Source organism: Pseudomonas sp. HD6422 (genome assembly GCF_025377065.1).
GTDB classification, from domain to species: Bacteria; Pseudomonadota; Gammaproteobacteria; order Pseudomonadales; family Pseudomonadaceae; genus Aquipseudomonas; species Aquipseudomonas putida_U.
Window position 1 is genome coordinate 90,997 of the sequence record NZ_JAHWIW010000016.1, and the last position, 18,700, is coordinate 109,696.

The window sequence follows — 18,700 nt, forward strand, 5'->3', positions numbered from 1 at the left end:
GGGAACTGGCGCCTGGGGAAAAATCTGCTAACAATGCACACGGCACGCACGGCAGTGGCTACGCCATAATGTGCGGCGATATCAGAGGAGTTATTCATGACCGGCACTGCGAACAACGCTGAAGGCGAAAAGATTCTCATCGTCGATGACGACCCGGGGCTGAGCAGCCTGCTGGAGCGTTTCTTCACCAGCAAGGGCTATCGTGCCCGTGCGGTGCCCAATACCGAACAGATGGACCGCCTGCTGCAGCGCGAAGTCTTCAATCTGGTAGTGCTCGATCTCATGCTCCCGGGCGAGGACGGTCTGTCCGCGTGCAAGCGCCTGCGCCAAGCGAACAACCAGATCCCGATCATCATGCTCACCGCCAAGGGCGACGAGCTTAGCCGTATCAAGGGGCTCGAACTGGGTGCCGACGATTATCTGGGCAAGCCGTTCAACCCGGACGAGCTGATGGCCCGCGTCAAGGCCGTGCTACGCCGTCAGGCGCCAAGCGTGCCGGGCGCGCCGGGCAGCGAAGACGAAACGGTCACCTTCGGCGACTACGAGTTGTCGTTGGCTACCCGTGAACTCAAACGCGGCGCCGAGGTGCACATGCTCACCACCGGCGAGTTCGCCGTGCTCAAGGCCTTGGTCATGCATGCCCGCGAACCGCTGACCCGCGACAAGCTCATGAGCTTGGCCCGCGGCCGTGAGTGGGATGCATTGGAGCGCTCGATCGACGTGCAGATCTCGCGCCTGCGTCGCATGATCGAACCGGACCCGTCCAAGCCGCGTTATATCCAGACCGTATGGGGCGTGGGCTACGTGTTCGTACCGGACGGAAACGCCAGCAAATGATGATGCCTCGCCATCGATGAAAACGCCGCTGTGGTTCCCGCAGAGCTTCTTTGCGCGCACGCTGTGGCTGGTGCTGATCGTCGTCCTGTTCTCCAAGGCCCTGACCCTGGTCTATCTGCTCATGAACGAGGACGTGCTGGTCGACCGCCAGTACAGCCACGGCGTGGCCTTGACCCTCCGGGCGTATTGGGCGGCGGATGAACAGAACCGCGACAAGATCGCCGAGGCTGCGGGCCTGATCCGCGTGACGGGCTCCGGCGTGCCGGAAGGCGAGCAGCACTGGCCGTACAGTGAAATCTACCAGCGGCAGATGCAGGCCGAGTTGGGCGAGGACACCGAAGTCCGCCTGCGCATCCACGCACCACCCGCCTTGTGGGTGAATGCGCCGAGCCTGGGACCCGGCTGGTTGAAGGTGCCGCTGTACCCGCACCCGCTGCGCGGACAGAAGATCTGGAACGTGCTGGGTTGGTTCCTGGCGATCGGCCTGCTGTCCACGGCGTCGGCGTGGATCTTCGTACGTCAGCTCAACCAACCGCTCAAGCGCCTGGTCTTCGCTGCTCGCCAGCTGGGGCAGGGGCGCAGCGTACGGTTGCCGATCAGCGATACGCCGAGCGAAATGACCGAGGTGTACCGTGCGTTCAACCAGATGGCCGAGGATGTCGAGCAGGCCGGACGAGAGCGTGAGCTGATGCTGGCGGGCGTGTCCCATGACCTGCGCACACCGTTGACCCGCCTGCGTCTTTCGTTGTCGCTGATGGGCAATGACAGCGAACTGAGCGAGGACATGGTGCGCGACATCGAGGACATGGACGCGATCCTCGACCAGTTCCTGGCCTTCATCCGCGATGGCCGTGACGAGCCGGTGGAGGAGGTCGACCTGGCTGACCTGGTGCGGGAAGTCGTGGCCCCTTACAACCAGCCGGAAGAGCGTGTGCGCCTGTGTCTGGAGCCGATCCCGCCGTTTCCGCTGCGCCGGGTTTCCTTGAAGCGCATGTTGGGCAACCTGATCGGCAATGCCTTGCACCACGCCGGCAAGGGGGTCGAGGTGGCCGCCTACGTATCGGGTGACGAGAGCGCACCGTACGTGGTGCTGAGCGTACTGGACCGCGGCGCGGGGATCGATGAGTCGGAGCTGGAGACCATCTTCAACCCGTTCATTCGCGGTGATCGGGCGCGAGGTGGCAAGGGCACTGGCTTGGGTCTGGCGATCGTCAAGCGGATCGCCGCGCAGCACGGTGGCAACGTCGAACTGCGTAACCGCTCCGGCGGGGGGATCGAGGCGCGGGTGAGACTGCCGCTGGGGCTCTTGCTGCCGCGTAACGCCGTTTGAATGTGATGGACTGCACGGTCCCTTCGCGAGCTCGCCCGTGAAGGGACCGTTGCGGTTCGGATCAACCCTTGCCTTTGGTTCGGGTCTGATTAGGTCCGCCGTTCTTCTCCAGGTGCTCGATGATCATCCCGGCCACGTCCTTGCCGGTGGTCACCTCGATGCCTTCCAGGCCTGGCGATGAATTCACCTCCATCACCAACGGGCCATGGTTGGAGCGCAGGATATCCACCCCCGCCACGCTCAACCCCATGACCTTGGCCGCACGAATGGCGGTCATGCGCTCTTCGGGCGTGATCTTGATCAGGCTCGCCACGCCACCTCGGTGCAGGTTCGAGCGGAACTCGCCAGGTTTGGCCTGGCGCTTCATCGAGGCGATCACCTTGTCACCGACCACGAAGCAGCGGATGTCGGCGCCGCCGGCTTCCTTGATGTACTCCTGAACCATGATGTTCTGCTTCAAACCCATGAAGGCTTCGATCACCGACTCGGCAGCCTTGGTGGTTTCGCACAGCACCACGCCGATACCCTGGGTGCCTTCGAGCACCTTGATCACCAGCGGCGCGCCGTTGACCATCTGGATCAGGTCGGGAATATCGTCTGGCGAATGAGCGAAACCGGTGACCGGCAGGCCGACACCGCGCCGCGACAGCAACTGCAGCGAGCGCAGCTTGTCGCGCGAGCGGGCGATGGCCACCGACTCGTTGAGCGGATAGACCCCCATCATCTCGAACTGGCGCAGCACGGCGCAGCCATAGAAGGTCACCGAGGCGCCGATGCGCGGTATCACCGCATCGAAGCCTTCCAACGGTTTGCCGCGGTAATGGATCTGCGGCTTGTGGCTGGCGATGTTCATGTAGGCCCGCAGCGTATCGATCACTACCATTTCGTGGCCACGCTGGGTGCCGGCTTCGACCAGGCGGCGGGTGGAATACAGACGCGGATTGCGCGACAGCACAGCGATCTTCATGCAGCACCTGTGACAGGAGAGAGTGTGGCCGGGAAGGCCGGTTTGTCTTGAACGTATTTGAGACCAGGGTTGACGACCAATTGCGCCTGGACGAGCGCCTTGGAGCCGAGCAGCAGGCGGTAACGCATGTTCTTTCGGCAGGCCAAGGTAAATTCGACCTCCCAGACTTCATCGCCCAGCGCCAGCGACGTACGGATCACGTAACGAATCTGGGCCTGGCCATTGGAACTCTTGATGGTTTTCATGGCGACCAGCGGCGCTTCGCAACGGCGGTGGCGCAACTGCACCACCGAGCCCAGGTGGGCGGTAAAGCGCACCCAGCGCTGACCATCGCGTTCGAAGGGTTCCACCTCGGTGGCATGCAGACTGGAGGTGCTGGCACCGGTGTCGATCTTGGCGCGCAGCCCAGCGACGCCCAGGTCGGGCAGCGCGACCCACTCGCGCAGGCCGATCATTGTCAGATGGTCAAATGTCTTCACGAAGCGCACCCTGCGGATGAGGTGGTGAACTGTAAGCACGGCAGCGATTTTTTGCATCCGCTGGTTACGGTAGTACAGTTCGATGAAAGACAGAATCAGAGGTAGAGGGATGGCAGGCAAGCAGGCGGAGGACGACAAGGTTCGTCTGGATAAATGGCTTTGGGCGGCACGTTTCTACAAGACACGGGCGCTGGCCAAAGCGGCCATCGAGAGTGGCAAGGTGCACTGCCGTGGCGAGCGCTGCAAACCAGGCAAGGAACCCCGGGTGGGTGACGAGTTCGTGCTGCGTACCGGCTTCGACGAACGCACGGTGGTGGTCAAGGCGTTGTCGGTCGTGCGGCGTGGGGCACCCGAGGCGCAGACGTTGTATGAAGAAACCGAGGAAAGCGTGCGCCGTCGCGAGCAAGCGGCCGAGCTGCGAAAGGCTGGGGCGTTGGGAATGACTACCGACGGTCGGCCGAACAAGAAGCAGCGCCGGCAGATTCACCAGCTGCATGGCAGTTTCGAGTAGCGCTCATCAGCCAGCAAGCCGGCTCCTACAGGCCGGCGCTATACCTGTAGGAGCCGGTTTGCTAGCGAACGACTGCCAGCCGGCCGACCAATGGCAACTTGCCCATCAGCCTGAACAGCGGCGCCGTCCAACGCAGCAGCAAGGCGCTCCCCTTGGCCGCCAGTGGCGTATGGCAGCTCCAGCCCAGCGCCAGTACCGCCATCAGCAGGCCGCCGATATAGTCGTCCTGACCCCAGTGGGCACCGGCCACCAGGCGCGGCATCATGAACAGGAAGGCCAGGCCCCAGATCACCAGGTACTGCACCAGGCGGCGGCTGAACAGGCTCATGAACAGCGCCCAGATCAACAGTACCGAGGCGTGGTCGCCCGGGAAGCTGTTGCTGGAACGGTCTTTCAGTTCCCAGGCTTTTTCCAGATTGGGGTAGTAGTCGCTCAGGTGCACGACGTTGTCGAACACTATCGATGGGCTGTCATGTTGCCAACCCATTGCATCCACCCACTTGGAAAACAGTGCGCGAATCACCACTAATAGGATCAGCGTGACCAGAAAGCCGAAAAAGGCCTCTCGCACCTGGCCGGCCTTGAACACGAAGTTGCCCCGGATCAGCACGGCCAGCAGGATCAGGCCAACGACGATGTCGAAGGGCCGCAGGCTGCCGACGGTCCACACATACCGCCAAGCGGTGTTGTCTGCCAGTGGCGCATTGAGGCTGTGGAACAGCCACTCGTCGAAAGTCAGGCAGAGTATCTGGCCAAAAGGCCACAACCAGAAACACAGTAGAGCGATGGGTAGCACGGTGCAGGCTACCAGGGGGCCCCAAGACCACCTTGCTTGGAACAGGGGTCGATTGTCCATAAAATGCCTCTATTGCAAACAGAAATCGGAGCGCCTTGTGAGTGCTCTGTCATGGGCTTTCGCAGGGCGCGATAGCCGGTGTAACCATTTTGTCATCATTTTCAGATAGCCAAAACCTATGAGCGATTTGCCAGATACCGATTTCACCCAACGTTTCATCTTCGACGACCGCGATGTCCGCGGCGAGTGGGTGACGCTCGAGGACAGCTATGCCGCGGTGCTGGCACGTCATCAGTACCCCGCTCCCGTACAGGCGCTGCTCGGCGAACTGATGGCTGCTACCGCCCTGTTGGTGGGCGCGTTGAAGTTCGACGGGCTGCTGATCCTGCAGGCGCGATCGCAGGGGCCGATCCCATTGCTGATGGTCGAGTGCTCGGGTGAGCGTGACATCCGCGGCATGGCCCGTTATGAAGCGGACCAGATCCCGGCTGATGCGAGCCTGGCTCAGTTGATGCCCGATGGCCATCTGACCCTGACCATCGATCCGGTCAAGGGCCAGCGCTACCAGGGTACCGTCGACCTCGACGGTGCCAACCTGTCTGAGTGTTTCACCAACTATTTCGTTCAGTCCCAACAACTCAACACCCGCTTCTGGCTCGATACCACCACGGGCAAGGCTCGCGGTCTTCTGCTGCAGCAACTGCCGCGGGACCGTCAGCCGGACGATGAAGAGCGTGAGGAAAGCTGGCAACATGTGATCGCCTTGGCCAGTACGCTCAAGCCCGAGGAGTGGAGCCTGGAAAACGAAACCCTGCTGCACCGCCTGTATCACGAAGATGCCGTGCGCCTGTTCGATATCCAGCCGCTGCGCTTCAAATGCAGTTGCTCGCGCGAACGATCCGGCAATGCACTGGTCAGTCTTGGCGAGCATGACGCCAAGCAGCTGGTGGAAGAGTGCGGGGGAACGGTGGAGATCGACTGCCAGTTCTGCAACGAACGCTACTTCTTCGATGCCAGCGACGTGGCCCAGCTGTTTGCCGGTGGTGGCACTGCCCTGGCGTCAGACACTCGTCACTGAAACGTTTAAGTTTAGGGAAATCTCCTGTCGAATTGCGCAAAAGAGCGGATCTGACAGGAGGGGCCTACTTTTTTTGGGCGTTTCTGGCATAATCCGGCCACTTTTTTCGCTGTAGTAGTTTTTTCGAGACAACTACAAAACGTTTGGAGCACTCGGCCTCGGGCCGGATGGGGTATCTCATGACGCAAGCCAACAACACCGTGTACACCGACCTGAGCGTCGATGAACTGGTCAAAGAAGCGCTGCAACGCGGTGAAGGCGTGCTGGCCGATACTGGCGCACTGGTAGTCGAGACCGGCCACCGTACCGGCCGCTCGCCAGCCGACCGTTTCATCGTAGAAGAACCTTCCACCCAGGACGCCATTGCCTGGGGCCCGATCAACCGCAAGTTCCCGGCCGACAAGTTCGATGCCCTGTGGGACCGCGTCGAGGCGTTCAACAACGCCCAGGATCACTTCGTTTCCTACGTTCACGTAGGGGCGGCCGCCGAGCACTACCTGCCGGTGAAGATGACCACCCAGACTGCCTGGCAGAACCTGTTCGGCCGTTGCCTGTTCATCAACCCTGAGCAGTTCAATCCGGCTGGCCGCGACCAGTGGCAGATTCTCAACGTCGCCAACTTCGTCTGCGAGCCTGAGCGTGACGGCACCAATTCCGACGGCTGCGTGATCATCAACTTCGCCGCCAAAAAAGTGCTGATCGCTGGCATGCGTTATGCCGGCGAAATGAAGAAAGCCATGTTCTCGGTGCAGAACTTCCTGCTGCCGGCTGCCGACGTACTGCCGATGCACTGTGCGGCTAACATCGGCGAAGCAGGCGACGTGACCCTGTTCTTCGGCCTGTCCGGTACCGGCAAGACCACCCTGTCGGCCGACGAAAGCCGTTACCTGATCGGTGACGACGAGCACGGTTGGGGCGAAGGTGTCGTCTTCAACATGGAAGGTGGCTGCTACGCCAAGTGCATCGACCTGTCCGAGAAGAACGAGCCAGTCATCTGGAAAGCCATCAAGCACGGCGCAGTCCTGGAGAACGTCGTTCTCGATGCCAACAAGCACGCCGACTACGCCGATGTCAGCCTGACTCAGAACAGCCGTGCCGCCTACCCGCTGGAGCACGTGGCCAAGCGTGCCGAGGCCAACCTGGGTGGCGAGCCTAACGCAGTGATCTTCCTGACCTGCGACCTGACCGGTGTTCTGCCTCCGGTGTCGATCCTGAACAACGAGCAGGCGGCTTACCACTTCCTGTCCGGCTACACCGCACTGGTCGGTTCCACTGAAATGGGTTCGGGCGGCGGCATCAAGTCGACCTTCTCCACCTGCTTCGGCGCACCGTTCTTCCCGCGTCCGGCCGGTGAGTATGCCGAGCTGCTGATCAAGCGTATCAATGCTTTCGGCTCCAAGGTCTACCTGGTCAATACCGGCTGGACCGGCGGTGGCTACGGTGTTGGCAAGCGCTTCAGCATCCCGACCACCCGTGGCGTGATCGCTGCCATCCAGAGCGGTGCTCTGGTCGGTGCCGAGACCGAGCACCTGGACATCATCAACCTGGACGTGCCGAAGGCCGTTCCGGGCGTCGACACCGAGCTGCTCAACCCGCGCAACACCTGGGCTGACAAGGCTGCATACGACGAGGCCGCCAAAGGCCTGGCCAAGCTGTTCACCGAGAACTTCAAGAAGTTCGACGTGTCCGAGGCCATCAAGGCTGCTGGTCCTCAGTTGTAAGCTGTCGCTGGTTGGAATGAGAAAGCCGCCCCTTGGGGCGGCTTTTCTGTTTCACTTGATAGACCCGTCGCGGATATCGAGCCCACTCCCATGACCGAATCCCCCAATCGCACCGCCTTCTTCCACTTCCACCCGATCCTCACCCGTCCCCAGGACAACGATCTCAACGGTCATATTGCCGGTGCTACCGTCCACGGTTTCTTCGAAACCGCGATCCAGGCCTTCCTGGTCGAGCAGGCCGGATTGGACCTTCGCGAAGGCGAGGTGGCGGCGTTCGTGGTCAGTTCAGCGGCGGACTTCTACGCCCTGCCCGGTTTCCCGGACGTGCTTGAGGTCGGGCTGGGAGTCACGCGGCTTGTGGGCAGCACGGTGGAATACCGCCTGGCGTTGTTCCGTCCAGGAGAGGCTGAGGCCTGCGCGGCGGGCTCGGTGGTGCAGGTGTTCGTCGAGCGGTCCAGTGGCCGTCCGTTGGCCTTGCCAGAGACGTTGCAGGCCATCCTGGCCGGCCTGGCGCTCGACCGGCCGGCATGAAAAAGCCCCGCCAGCAAGGGCGGGGCTCTTCTAACTGCCTGGGCCTAGCTCCAGGTATCAGTGACGCCAGTGGCGCTTGTGCTTGCGGTGGCCATAGTGGTGGCCGCGGTCCCAGTGGCGACGATCGTCGTCGTAGCCGCGACGGTAGCGGCGTCCGTCATGACGGTCGTCTTCATCGGCCTTGTTGCCCATATAGTTGCCCAGCGCGCCACCGGCACCGCCGCCTGCGGCCGCGCCTATATAGCTGCCGGTGGTGCCGCCTACCGAGCGACCGATCACGTTGCCGCCCGCGGCGCCCAGCGCGCCACCGATGGCGGCTTCGCCGCGCTGGTGCTTGTCGGCACCGACGGCACTGCCCGCGGCGCCACCCAGGCCGGCACCGATCGCGCCACCGGTGCTACCGCCAATCGACTGGCCGACGACTGAACCCAGTACCCCACCCAATGCGCCGCCAATGCCGGCCTCGGTGGAGCCGCCTGCCATGGCAACGCCGCTGAGCAAGCTGAAAGACAACAACAGAATCGAGGAGTACTTCTTCATCAAGAGAGCCTCATAGGGATGACGAGGCGAAATGTGAAGGTCTCGAAGGCGCCTGGCAACGCAAATCCGACGAGTAGCACGAGTTGTACACAATTATCTAAGTTATTGTTTTTATGATGAAACTTTATGAATTTTCTCGTGTCTCAGTAGGTTAAGACAAAGCCCTGAACCGTTGCGGAACAGGGCTTTTTCAATGCTGCAAGAGGGTATTGCCAACCCTCTGACGTCTACACGATACGCCCGTCGTCCCGGGCTCGCTCGAGCTTGATGGCGACGAATTTCGAGGTCGGGGTATGGCTGCCGTCGCCAATGCTCTCCAGCGGAATGAGCGGGTTCACCTCGGGATAATACGCCGCTGCCTGGCCGGCGGGGATGTCGAACGCCAGGAGCGTGAAGCCCTGTACCCGGCGTACGTGGCCATCACCCCACAGCGAGACGATGTCGACCTTCTGCCCAGGCTGGAAGCCTAGGCGCACGATGTCGGCTTCGTTGACGAACAGCACCTCACGTTGGCCGCGCACGCCACGGTAGCGATCGTCCAGTCCATAGATGGTGGTGTTGTACTGATCGTGGGAGCGCATCGACTGCATGATCAGGTCGGGTAGCTGACCGCTGGCGCGCACGCGTTCGTCGAGCAGGGTGTCGGGCAGCAGGTTGGCCTTGAAGTTGGCCCGGCCAGTGTTGGTCTTCCATTCACGGCTGCCGGCGCTGTTGCCGAGATAGAACCCGCCTGGGTGGCGCAGGCGTTCGTTGAATCCGGCAAAGCCGGCGATGGTGTCGCCGATCAGGTCGCGGATGCGGTCGTAGTCGGCCACCAACCAGTGCCAGTCCACCGGTTTCTTGCCCAGGGTGGCCGCCGCGATGCCAGCGATCACCGCAGGCTCCGAGCGCATCTGGGGGGATAGTGGCTTGAGCTGGCCGTTCGAGGCGTGGACCATGCTGAACGAGTCTTCCACGGTGACCGCTTGCGGGCCGTCGGCCTGCAGGTCGATGTCGGTGCGACCCAGGCAGGGCAGGATCAGCGCCTGTTTGCCATGGACCAGGTGACTGCGATTGAGCTTGGTGCTGATGTGCACGGTCAGCTCGCAGTTACGCAGCGCTTGGGCGGTACGCTCGGTATCCGGGGTTGCCTGGGCGAAGTTGCCGCCCAGACCGATGAACACCTTGGCCCGGCCCTCGAGCATGGCGTGAATGGCTTCGACGGTGTTGTGGCCATTGTGCCGCGGGACCGGGAAGTTGAATCGTCGCTCAATGGCATCGAGCAGCGCCGCCGGCGGGCGCTCGTTGATGCCCATGGTGCGGTCGCCCTGCACGTTGCTGTGGCCGCGTACCGGGCACAGGCCAGCACCTGGTACGCCAATGTTGCCGCGCAGCATCTGCAGGTTGACGATTTCCTGGATGGTCGGCACCGAATGGCGGTGTTGGGTAATACCCATGGCCCAGCACATGATCACGCGCTTGCCGCGGCAGTACATGCGCGCGGCAAGCTCGATGTCAGCCAGGTCCAGTCCTGATTGCTGTTGGATGTGCTCCCACGAGGTGCTGTCGACCACGGCGAGGTATTCATTGACGCCATGGCCATGCTCGGCGATGAACAGGTGGTCGAACACCGCGGGCTCGCCCTTGGCCTGGGCCTCGCGTTCCCACTGCAGGAGAAACTTGGCCATGCCGCGCAACAGCGCCATGTCGCCGCCCAGCGCCGGACGGAAGAAGGCGGTGTTGGTCGGACGGTCACTGTTGGTGAGCATCTCCAGTGGGTTCTGCGGGTGCTGGAAACGTTCCAGGCCGCGTTCCTTGAGCGGGTTGACGCATACCACCTGGGCGCCGCGCTTCACCGCGTCGCGCAGGGGGTCGAGCATACGTGGGTGGTTGGTGCCTGGGTTCTGGCCCCAGACGAAGATCGCGTCGGCATGCTCGAAGTCATCGAAGGTCACGGTGCCTTTGCCGACGCCGACACTCTGCCCGAGCGCCACGCCACTGGCTTCGTGGCACATGTTCGAGCAGTCCGGGAAGTTGTTGGTGCCGTAGGCGCGCACGAACAGCTGGTAGAGGTAGGCCGCTTCGTTGCTGGCACGTCCGGAGGTGTAGAACTCGGCCTGATCGGGGCTGGTCAGGTCGTTCAGATGGCGCGCGATCAGGGCGAAGGCGGCGTCCCATTCGATCGGCTGGTAGCGGTCGGTCTGCGGGTCATAGACCATGGGTTCGGTGAGCCGACCCTGGTATTCGAGCCAATAGTCGCTCTGCGCCAACAGCGCGCTGACGCTGTAGCGGGCGAAGAAGGCGGCGTCGACGCGGCGCTTGGTGGCTTCCCAGTTGACGGCCTTGGCGCCGTTCTCGCAGAACTTGACCATGCCGCTTTCGGGCGAGTCGCCCCAGGCGCAGCCGGGGCAGTCGAAACCGCCGTTCTGGTTGGTCTTGAGCAGCGCGCGGATGTTCTTCAACGCGTTGTCGCTGCTCACCCAGGCCTTGGCCACGCTGCGCAGCGCGCCCCAGCCACCGGCGGGGCCGTGGTAGGGCTTGTAGCGTGGGGAAGAGGCGGGGGTGTTGTCTGGAATGTGTTGGTACGAGGTCACGACTGATGGGACTCCGCCGCAGGACTATAGACCCGCGGTGCGCTGTGTTTGGGCAGATGGATGAGATTGAGGTTGTGCTTGCGTGCCCATTGCAGGGCGAGGCCGGTCGGTGCCGACAGGCTGACCAGGGTTTGGATGCCAGCGCGCAGGACTTTCTGGATCAGCTCCAGGCTGCAGCGGCTGGTGACGATGGCCAGGCCACCCGTGGCGTCGATGCCTTGGCGCAGCAGCGCGCCGATCAGCTTGTCCAGGGCGTTGTGCCGGCCGATGTCTTCACGGCCCAGCAGCAGGTCGCCCTGATCGTTCATGAACAGCGCCGCGTGCACTGCGCCGCAGTGCTGGCCGAGCGGTTGGAAGGCATCGATCCGTTCACGCAGGTTGGCCAGCCAGTGCGCCGGCGGCAGTGGTGCGCCCGGCAGCACGGCCAACTCCGGCAAGGCCTGCTCCAGGGCTTCGACCCCACACAGGCCACAGCCGCTGGTCCCGGCCAATTGCCGGCGCTGGTTCTTCAGGTTCCAGAACGCACGGCTGGAGATTTCCAGATCGGCGTACATCGCCGATCCGCTGCCGGAAAGCTTGAGGTCGTAGATTTCCGTGGTGCCTTCGACGATGCCACTGCCGACGCTGAAGCCGACCGCGAAGTCCTCGAGGTCGGTGGGGCTGACCAGCATCACTGCCTGGTTGAGGCCGTTGTAGACGATCGCCAGGGCCACTTCCTCGGCCAGCGGCGTGCGCGCCTTCGCGCCGTCGTCGAGCTGGACGTAGTCGTAGGTGTTGCTGGCAGCGGGCAGGGTCAGGGGCGATGACGCCGCGCAGACCGGGGGTTTGCTGTGCATCGGCGTGGATTACCGGCGGCTATTTGATAGCACAAGCCTAGGCGTGTGGGCCGGTGACGTCTAATCGCTAGGGTCTATGCCTTGATAGACTGCGTCGATGGGTCGCAGCGGGGCGGGATTGTCATTCATGCCCTAGACTCCAAGGTTCGAGTCCATATCGACAAGGAGAACGCTATGAGCCTGTTCAGTTTCGTGAAAGAAGCCGGCGAGAAGTTGATCGACCTGCTGACCCCCGGCAACGCCAATGCCGAGGAGCAGCTCAAGAAGCACGTTGAAAGCGTAGGCCTGGGCAATCCGAACATCAGCGCCACTGTAGAGGGCGATAAGGTCATCCTCAAGGGGGAGGTTGCCAGCCAGGAGGAGAAAGAGAAGATCATTCTCGCCGCTGGCAACATCGCTGGGGTGGCCAGCGTCGATGATCAGATCACCGTGACCGGGCCGGTGGTGGCGGCAGCGAGGTTCGTCACTGTGAAAAAAGGAGACACGCTGTCGGCCATTTCGGTTGTCGTATACGGCGATGCCAACCAGTACAACAAGATTTTCGAGGCCAACAAGCCGATGCTCAAGCATCCGGACAAGATCTACCCAGGTCAGGTGCTGCGTATTCCTGACTGATTTCTACCTGCTGTCTCGGCCCTTTCGAGGGCAAGCCCACAAGTAACCCACAATGTTCGGACCTGTGGAGATCCTGTGGGAGCGGGCTTGCCCGCGAAGAGGCCCTCACAGGCCAACCAGTAACTCCCGGTAATCCTCCACCGCCGCGAACTCCTCGGTATCGCGAGGCTGTGCCTGGCTATCGGGCTGGCGCACTGCCAGCAGGTGTCCTACGCCGAACCGTCGGGCACTGCGCAGGATCGCCAGGGTATCGTCGATGAACAGACTGCGTTGCGGCTCGAAGCCGATATCGGCCTGCAACGCATCCCAGAACTGCGGACTCTCCTTCGGATAACCGTAATCGTGTGAACTGATCAACCGCTCGAAGTAGGGGGCCAGTTCCACCCGCTCCAACTTAAGCGACAGCGAATCGCGGTGGGCATTGGTGATCAGCACCACGCGCTTGCCGGCCTGGCGGATTGCTGCGAGAAAGGTATCGGCATCCGGGCGCAGGGCGATCAGATCGGCGATTTCGCGCTTGAGCTCGCGGATCGGCAGCTTCAGTTCGCGGCTCCAGAAGTCCAGGCAGTACCAGTTCAGGGTGCCGGCGTTGCGCTCGAACAGCGGCTGCAGTTCCAGCTCCGCCATTGTCCGGCTCACCCCATGCAGCTCGGCATAGCGTTGCGGCAGGTGGTCCAGCCAGAAGCGGTTGTCGTAGTGCAGGTCGAGCAGGGTACCGTCCATGTCCAGCAGGACGGTATCGATGGCGGGCCAGGGAAGAACAGGCATGGGAAACTCTCGATCAGTCGGCAAGCCACGGTATAGTAACCCGTTCACGCCAAGGAGCCGCCCCATGCGCCAGAAACCCACCGTCCTCAGTCGCGAAATCGTCGCCAGCAGCCGCCTGTTCCGTGTCGAGGCCGTGCAACTGCGCTTCAGCAATGGCAACGAGCGGACCTACGAACGGCTGGTCGGGCGGGGCAACGGCTACGGCGCGGTAATGATCGTGGCAATGCTGGACGCTGAGCACGCCGTGCTGGTGGAAGAGTATTGCGGGGGCACTGATGAGTACGAGCTGTCGCTGCCCAAGGGCCTGATCGAACCAGGCGAAGACGTGCTGGCCGCGGCTGAACGGGAGCTCAAGGAAGAAGCCGGCTTCGGCGCGCGTCAGCTGGAACACCTGACCGAGTTGTCGCTGTCGCCGGGCTACATGAGCCAGAAGATCCAGGTGGTGCTGGCCAGTGACCTTTACGAGGAGCGCCTGGAAGGCGACGAGCCGGAGCCGATGCGGGTCGACAAGGTCAACCTGCGCGAGCTTTCGGCCCTGGCCATGCACCCGCAGTTCACCGAAGGGCGCGCCCTGGCGGCCTTGTACCTGGCCCGTGACCTACTGATCCAGCGGGGGTTGTTCGAGTCATGAGTGACCAGCAACTGATGCATGAAGTCGTCAAGCTCGCCCTTCTGGCCGGCAACGCGATCCTACCTTACTGGCGGGCCGACGTTGCCGTGCAGAGCAAGGCCGACGACTCCCCGGTGACCGCTGCCGACCTGGCAGCGCATCAGGTCATTGTCGACGGTTTGCAGGCGCTGGCGCCGCAGATCCCGGTACTGTCCGAGGAAGATTGCAATATCCCCCTGGCCGAACGCCAGGGCTGGCAACGCTGGTGGCTAGTCGATCCATTGGACGGGACCAAGGAATTCATCGCCGGCAGCGAGGAATTCACCGTCAACATTGCGCTGATCGAGAATGGCGAGGTGGTATTTGGCGTGGTGACCATGCCTACCAACGGGCGCGCCTACTTCGGTGGACGCGGCCTGGGCGCCTGGCGCGCCGAGGCCGATGGACAGGTCGTGGCGATACAGGTGCGCAACACCCCGCCAGCCGATGGCCGCTTCACCGTGGTAGCCAGCCGCCGTCACTCCAGCCCCGAGCAGGAAGCGTTGCTGGCCGGGCTGGGGGCTGCGGTGGGAGAACTGGAGTTGGCCAATATCGGCAGCTCGTTGAAGTTCTGCCTGCTGGCCGAAGGCAGTGCCGACTGCTATCCGCGTCTGGCGCCGACCTCGCAGTGGGATACGGCTGCGGCCCAGGGCGTGCTGGAAGGGGCTGGCGGAGAGGTGATCGGGCTCGATGGCCAGGCATTCCGTTATCCGCCTCGTGAGTCACTGCTCAACCCGTTCTTCCTGGCGTTGCCCGGCACTGCCAGGTGGCGCCAGGCGTTGGTCCAGCTCGCGCTAGCGATGTAGCACGTATTGGCCGCTGAAGGTCACGGCGGGCTCATCGCTGCCTGCGTTGCTCACCGTGGTGTGCAGCGTCAGGCGTGCTCGGCCACGCCGCTGGTACAGGGTCAGGAAACGCTCCCAGGTTTTCTCGTCCGGCGCTGGGCAGCGCGCCACCGCAGCGCCGGTCACCGGCAGCGGGTAGCTGATCTGGCCTTCCTGGATGACGATATGGCCGTCGTCGATGCCCAGCTCGCGCAGGCGCAGGTGTAACCAGCCCCATCCCACCAGCACTGCGGCGCAGTAAAGGCTGCCGCCGAACATGGTGCTCTTGTGGTTGACGTTGGCCGCCAGCGGCAGTTGCAGGCGCAGGCAGTGGGCCTGCCAATCGATGACCTCCAGGCCCATCTCGCGGGTCAGGGGAATGTCGTTATGCAGCACCGTTTGCAGGTACTGGCTGTCGGTGGTCATGGGCGGTTGTCCTCTTGGTCGTCATGCCCGCTGCTGCCGCCTTCGAAATTGAGGCCATGCTTGCGCAGCTTGTCGTGCAGGGTCTTGCGCGGAATGCCGAGCGCCTCGGCCAGGCTGCGCATGGAGCCGTGGGGTTGGCCCAGTTCGGCGGCGATCAGCGAGCGCTCGAACTGTTCGACCTGCTCGCTGAGGTTGCCGGTCACGACTGCTGTGGCCGGCGCCGGCGCTGTGGGTGCCTGGCCATCCAGGGCCAGCTCCAGGCCCAGGGCGAAGCGTTCCGCCGCGTTCTGCAGTTCGCGCACATTGCCTGGCCATTCGTGGCGCAAGAGCATGGCGCGGTGGGCGGGTTGCAGGCTATGGGGCGTCAGGCCGTGGCGCTCGCTGGCGGCATCGGCGAAGTGCTGGAACAGCACCAGAATGTCGTCACCGCGCTCGCGCAGGGCCGGGATGCGCAGCGGCGCCACGTTGAGTCGATAGTAGAGGTCGGCGCGGAAGCGCCCTTGGTCGGCGGCCTGGCGCAGGTCCTCCTTGGTCGCGGCGATGATGCGTAGGTCGAGGGGGATCAACTGGTTGCCGCCCAGGCGCTCGACCACGCGCTCCTGAAGCAGACGCAGCAGTTTCACCTGTACGTCCAGGCTCATGCTCTCGATCTCGTCAAGGAACAGCGTGCCGCCGTTGGCGAACTCGAACTTTCCGATGCGGCGCTTCTGCGCGCCGGTGAACGCGCCGGGTTCGTGTCCGAACAGCTCGCTCTCGACCACCGACTCGGCGAGGGCGCCGGCGTTGATGGCGACGAAGGGGCCGTCGCGACGGCTGGACAAGTCGTGCAGCGCCCGCGCCACCACTTCCTTGCCGGCGCCGGTTTCGCCCAAGATCAGCACGTCGGCGCGGGTCCCGGCCAGTGCACCGATCTGTTCACGCAGCCGCTGCATGGCCGGCGAATGGCCGACCAGGCGCGTGGCCAGCTGCTGGCGGTCGCTCAGGGCCAGGCGCAGGCTTCGGTTGTCCAGGACCAGGCGGCGCAGGTCCAGGGCGCGGCGCACGCTGTCGAGCAGCGCATCGCTGGCGAAGGGCTTTTCCAGGAAGTCGTAGGCACCGGCGCGCATTGCCTGCACCGCCAGCGGTACGTCACCGTGGCCGGTGATCAGCAGCACTGGCAGTTCGTTGTCGCGTCCGTGCAGCTGTTCGAGCAGTTGCAGACCATCGATGCCGGGCATGCGGATATCGCTGACCACCACCCCCGGCCAGTCCGGCTCGATACGCTCGGCAAGGCCCTGGGCATCGGCCAGGGCGAGCACCTTGAGCCCGGCCAGGTCCAGGGTTTGGCTCAGGGCCTGGCGCAGGTGGGGGTCGTCGTCGACCAGGATCACCTGGGCGCGGCTGTCGATCAGGGGCTCGGTCGTCATGCCGACGTATCCTCCGAAGATTGCAGGTTGGCTCCGGGCTTGGCCACGCGTAGGCGCAGGGTGAGCAAGGCACCGCCTTCCGGGTGATTGCCCAGCAGCAGTTCGCCGCCCAGGGCCAGCATCAGACTCTCGCAAATGGCCAGGCCTAGGCCCAGGCCCTGAGTGCGGGTCTTGGTGGTGAAGAAAGGTTCCTTGGCATGCTCCAAGGCCTGGCGGCTGAAGCCCGGGCCATTGTCACGGATGTACAGGTAGACGTCGTCGTCACGTCTTTCGGCACTTAGCCAGAGCTTGCGCGGGTTGGCCTTCTCGGTCAGGGCGTCGAGGGCATTGGCCAGCAGGTTGCCCAGCACTTGACGCAATCGGGTTTCGCCGGCTTGCACCCAGAAGGTGGCCTCGGGCAAGTCGCGGATCAGCTCGACGGCCATCGCCCGCCTGCGCTTGGCCAGCAATGCCAGTGCGTCGTCCAGCGCCGGTTGCAAGGCCACGCTTTCCGGCGCATGGCGGTCGCGGCGGGCAAAGGCGCGCAGATGGGCGATGATCGAGGCCATGCGCCCGGTCAGCTCGCCGATCAGCTTGAGGTTGCCGCGCACGTCCTCGGTACGCTGGTGGTCGAGCAGGATCTCGGCGTTTTCCGCATAGCTGCGAATCGCCGCCAGGGGTTGGTTGAGTTCGTGGCTGATGCTCGCCGACATGGTGCCCAACACCGACAGCTTGCCGGCCTGGACCAGCTCGTCCTGGGCCCGCACCAACTCCTGCTGGGCGTTTTCGCGCTCGAGCACGGCGCTTTTCAGGCGGGTGTTGAGTCCTTCTAGGTCCGCGGTGCGGGCGGCCACGCGCTTTTCCAGCTCCTGGCGGCCCTTGGCCTCGAAGTCGATGCGGTCGATGTAGTGACGGCGTCGCTGCATCAGCAGGCCGGCCAATAGCATCAGCACCAGCAGCGTGGCGCCACCGATGGCCATCACCGTCTGCACCGAGCGGTCGACCAGCATGCGCGGCGCCAGGATGCTGACCTGCCAGCCGGTTTCCTTGATGTCGCGGCTCTGCGAGATCCAGGCGTCATGGTTGAGTTGCAATGGTTGCGGCGCCTGGGTCGGGTAGGGTTGGATGGCGATGATGGCCTGGCGCTCGGCGTCGCTCAGCGGGCGCGTGGCACGAAAGCGCCATTCCGGTCGCGATGTGAGCACCACCACACCGTTGTGGTCGGTCACCAGCAATTGCTCCGGTGTGCGTCCCCAGAGGGTTTCGGTGTGGTCGAGATCGACCTTGACCACCAGCACGCCGATCACCCGCTCGCGGTCGCGCACAGCAGCGGCGAAGAAGTAGCCGCGTTTGGCCGAGGTGGTGCCCTGACCGAAGAAACGACCCAGGTGGCCGGCCATGGCTTCATTGAAATAGGGGCGGAAGGCGAAGTTGCGTCCCACGAAGGTGTCGCGCTTGTCCCAATTGGAAGCGGCCAAGGTGTTGCCGCGGACGTCCATCAGGTACATCACTTCGGCGCCGGTCTGCCGGGTGATGTCCTTGAGCAGGCGATTGGCGTTGGTGACCGCTTCGAGGCGCAATGGGTCGGCCAGCACGCTACGCAATGCCGGCAGGTCACCCAGGATCTGCGGCAAGGTCTCGTACCGATGCAAGGTGCCGAGCAGATTGGCCACGTACAGGTCGAGGGTCTGGCGATTCTGCGATGCCAGTTGGTCCTGATAATAGCGCTCGGCCAGGTGGTGCAGCGGCCAGAGCAAGGGAGCCAGGCACAGGGCCAGGAGGGCAAGGCTGCGCCAGCGTGGGCGGCGGGGAGGCGTGGGCTTTGCAATCATCG

General features: G+C 63.5%; 19 protein-coding genes. 9 read left to right on the forward strand and 10 right to left on the reverse strand.

Annotated features, from left to right (window positions below):
- Positions 1 to 96: 96 nt before the first annotated feature.
- A complete protein-coding gene (ompR, locus tag KY379_RS13710; RefSeq protein WP_133327667.1) occupies positions 97 to 837 on the forward strand; it encodes a two-component system response regulator OmpR in 741 nt (246 codons plus the stop codon).
- A gap of 16 nt (positions 838 to 853) precedes the next feature.
- Positions 854 to 2,167, forward strand: a complete 1,314-nt coding sequence (locus KY379_RS13715) for an ATP-binding protein (RefSeq protein ID WP_133327664.1) — start codon at positions 854 to 856, stop codon at positions 2,165 to 2,167.
- A 61-nt stretch (positions 2,168 to 2,228) separates the two neighbouring features.
- On the opposite strand, the gene rimK is transcribed toward KY379_RS13715, so the two are convergent.
- Both rimK and KY379_RS13725 read right to left on the reverse strand, forming a co-directional pair.
- Positions 2,229 to 3,134, reverse strand: a complete 906-nt coding sequence (rimK, locus tag KY379_RS13720) for a 30S ribosomal protein S6--L-glutamate ligase (protein WP_133327662.1) — start codon at positions 3,132 to 3,134, stop codon at positions 2,229 to 2,231.
- Positions 3,131 to 3,613: an ATP-dependent zinc protease gene (locus KY379_RS13725; RefSeq protein WP_133327660.1), complete on the reverse strand. Its 483-nt coding sequence runs from the start codon at positions 3,611 to 3,613 to the stop codon at positions 3,131 to 3,133. Before KY379_RS13725 ends, rimK begins: the two co-directional genes overlap by 4 nt.
- 109 nt (positions 3,614 to 3,722) lie before the next feature.
- Between KY379_RS13725 and KY379_RS13730 the strand changes: the two genes are divergently transcribed.
- Positions 3,723 to 4,124, forward strand: coding sequence for an RNA-binding S4 domain-containing protein (locus KY379_RS13730; RefSeq protein ID WP_261240950.1), 402 nt, complete (start codon positions 3,723 to 3,725; stop codon positions 4,122 to 4,124).
- Between the two features lie 61 nt (positions 4,125 to 4,185).
- On the opposite strand, the gene KY379_RS13735 is transcribed toward KY379_RS13730, so the two are convergent.
- Positions 4,186 to 4,980, reverse strand: a complete 795-nt coding sequence (locus tag KY379_RS13735) for a phosphatase PAP2 family protein (protein WP_261240952.1) — start codon at positions 4,978 to 4,980, stop codon at positions 4,186 to 4,188.
- A gap of 118 nt (positions 4,981 to 5,098) precedes the next feature.
- On the opposite strand from KY379_RS13735, the gene hslO reads away from it, so the two are divergent.
- The 3 genes from hslO (at position 5,099) to KY379_RS13750 (ending at position 8,250) form a co-directional block, all read left to right on the forward strand.
- A complete protein-coding gene (hslO, locus tag KY379_RS13740; RefSeq protein WP_261240954.1) occupies positions 5,099 to 5,998 on the forward strand; it encodes an Hsp33 family molecular chaperone HslO in 900 nt (299 codons plus the stop codon).
- 179 nt (positions 5,999 to 6,177) lie between these two features.
- The gene (locus KY379_RS13745) at positions 6,178 to 7,719 is read left to right on the forward strand and encodes a phosphoenolpyruvate carboxykinase (protein WP_133327652.1); all 1,542 of its coding nucleotides are present in this window, start codon (positions 6,178 to 6,180) and stop codon (positions 7,717 to 7,719) included.
- Between the two features lie 90 nt (positions 7,720 to 7,809).
- A complete protein-coding gene (locus KY379_RS13750; RefSeq protein ID WP_261240957.1) occupies positions 7,810 to 8,250 on the forward strand; it encodes an acyl-CoA thioesterase in 441 nt (146 codons plus the stop codon).
- A gap of 57 nt (positions 8,251 to 8,307) precedes the next feature.
- Here KY379_RS13750 and KY379_RS13755 read toward each other — a convergent pair whose 3' ends face one another.
- The 3 genes from KY379_RS13755 to fdhD all read right to left on the reverse strand — a co-directional run bounded on the left by KY379_RS13755 (position 8,308) and on the right by fdhD (position 12,199).
- Complete coding sequence (locus tag KY379_RS13755) at positions 8,308 to 8,790, reverse strand: glycine zipper domain-containing protein (protein ID WP_133327648.1); 483 nt, start codon at positions 8,788 to 8,790, stop codon at positions 8,308 to 8,310.
- 227 nt (positions 8,791 to 9,017) lie between these two features.
- Positions 9,018 to 11,363 (reverse strand): FdhF/YdeP family oxidoreductase, encoded by a 2,346-nt coding sequence (locus tag KY379_RS13760; protein WP_261240959.1) that lies wholly within the window; start codon positions 11,361 to 11,363, stop codon positions 9,018 to 9,020.
- Entirely contained in the window at positions 11,360 to 12,199 is an 840-nt protein-coding gene (gene fdhD / locus KY379_RS13765; protein ID WP_261240961.1) for a formate dehydrogenase accessory sulfurtransferase FdhD, read from the reverse strand. The genes KY379_RS13760 and fdhD overlap by 4 nt, the downstream gene beginning before the upstream one ends.
- Positions 12,200 to 12,373: 174 nt before the next feature.
- Here fdhD and lysM point away from each other — a divergent pair, with 174 nt between their 5' ends.
- Entirely contained in the window at positions 12,374 to 12,814 is a 441-nt protein-coding gene (gene lysM / locus KY379_RS13770) for a peptidoglycan-binding protein LysM (RefSeq protein ID WP_133327642.1), read from the forward strand.
- 105 nt (positions 12,815 to 12,919) lie between these two features.
- Here the strand turns inward: lysM and yrfG are convergent, their stop codons facing one another.
- Entirely contained in the window at positions 12,920 to 13,582 is a 663-nt protein-coding gene (gene yrfG / locus KY379_RS13775) for a GMP/IMP nucleotidase (RefSeq protein WP_133327640.1), read from the reverse strand.
- Positions 13,583 to 13,646: 64 nt separating this feature from the next.
- On the opposite strand from yrfG, the gene nudE reads away from it, so the two are divergent.
- Positions 13,647 to 14,213, forward strand: coding sequence for an ADP compounds hydrolase NudE (gene nudE, locus KY379_RS13780; RefSeq protein ID WP_133327637.1), 567 nt, complete (start codon positions 13,647 to 13,649; stop codon positions 14,211 to 14,213).
- Positions 14,210 to 15,037: a 3'(2'),5'-bisphosphate nucleotidase CysQ gene (cysQ, locus tag KY379_RS13785; RefSeq protein WP_133327635.1), complete on the forward strand. Its 828-nt coding sequence runs from the start codon at positions 14,210 to 14,212 to the stop codon at positions 15,035 to 15,037. Before nudE ends, cysQ begins: the two co-directional genes overlap by 4 nt.
- Here cysQ and KY379_RS13790 read toward each other — a convergent pair.
- From KY379_RS13790 to KY379_RS13800, 3 genes are read right to left on the reverse strand one after another with little or no spacing between them, the layout of a single operon-like run.
- On the reverse strand, positions 15,026 to 15,481 hold the full coding sequence (locus KY379_RS13790) for a YiiD C-terminal domain-containing protein (protein ID WP_133327633.1): 456 nt from the start codon (positions 15,479 to 15,481) through the stop codon (positions 15,026 to 15,028). The two genes, cysQ and KY379_RS13790, sit on opposite strands and share 12 nt — an antisense overlap.
- Positions 15,478 to 16,887 (reverse strand): sigma-54-dependent transcriptional regulator, encoded by a 1,410-nt coding sequence (locus tag KY379_RS13795; RefSeq protein ID WP_133327631.1) that lies wholly within the window; start codon positions 16,885 to 16,887, stop codon positions 15,478 to 15,480. Before KY379_RS13795 ends, KY379_RS13790 begins: the two co-directional genes overlap by 4 nt.
- Positions 16,884 to 18,698, reverse strand: a complete 1,815-nt coding sequence (locus tag KY379_RS13800; protein ID WP_133327629.1) for an ATP-binding protein — start codon at positions 18,696 to 18,698, stop codon at positions 16,884 to 16,886. Before KY379_RS13800 ends, KY379_RS13795 begins: the two co-directional genes overlap by 4 nt.
- Positions 18,699 to 18,700 lie beyond the last annotated feature (2 nt).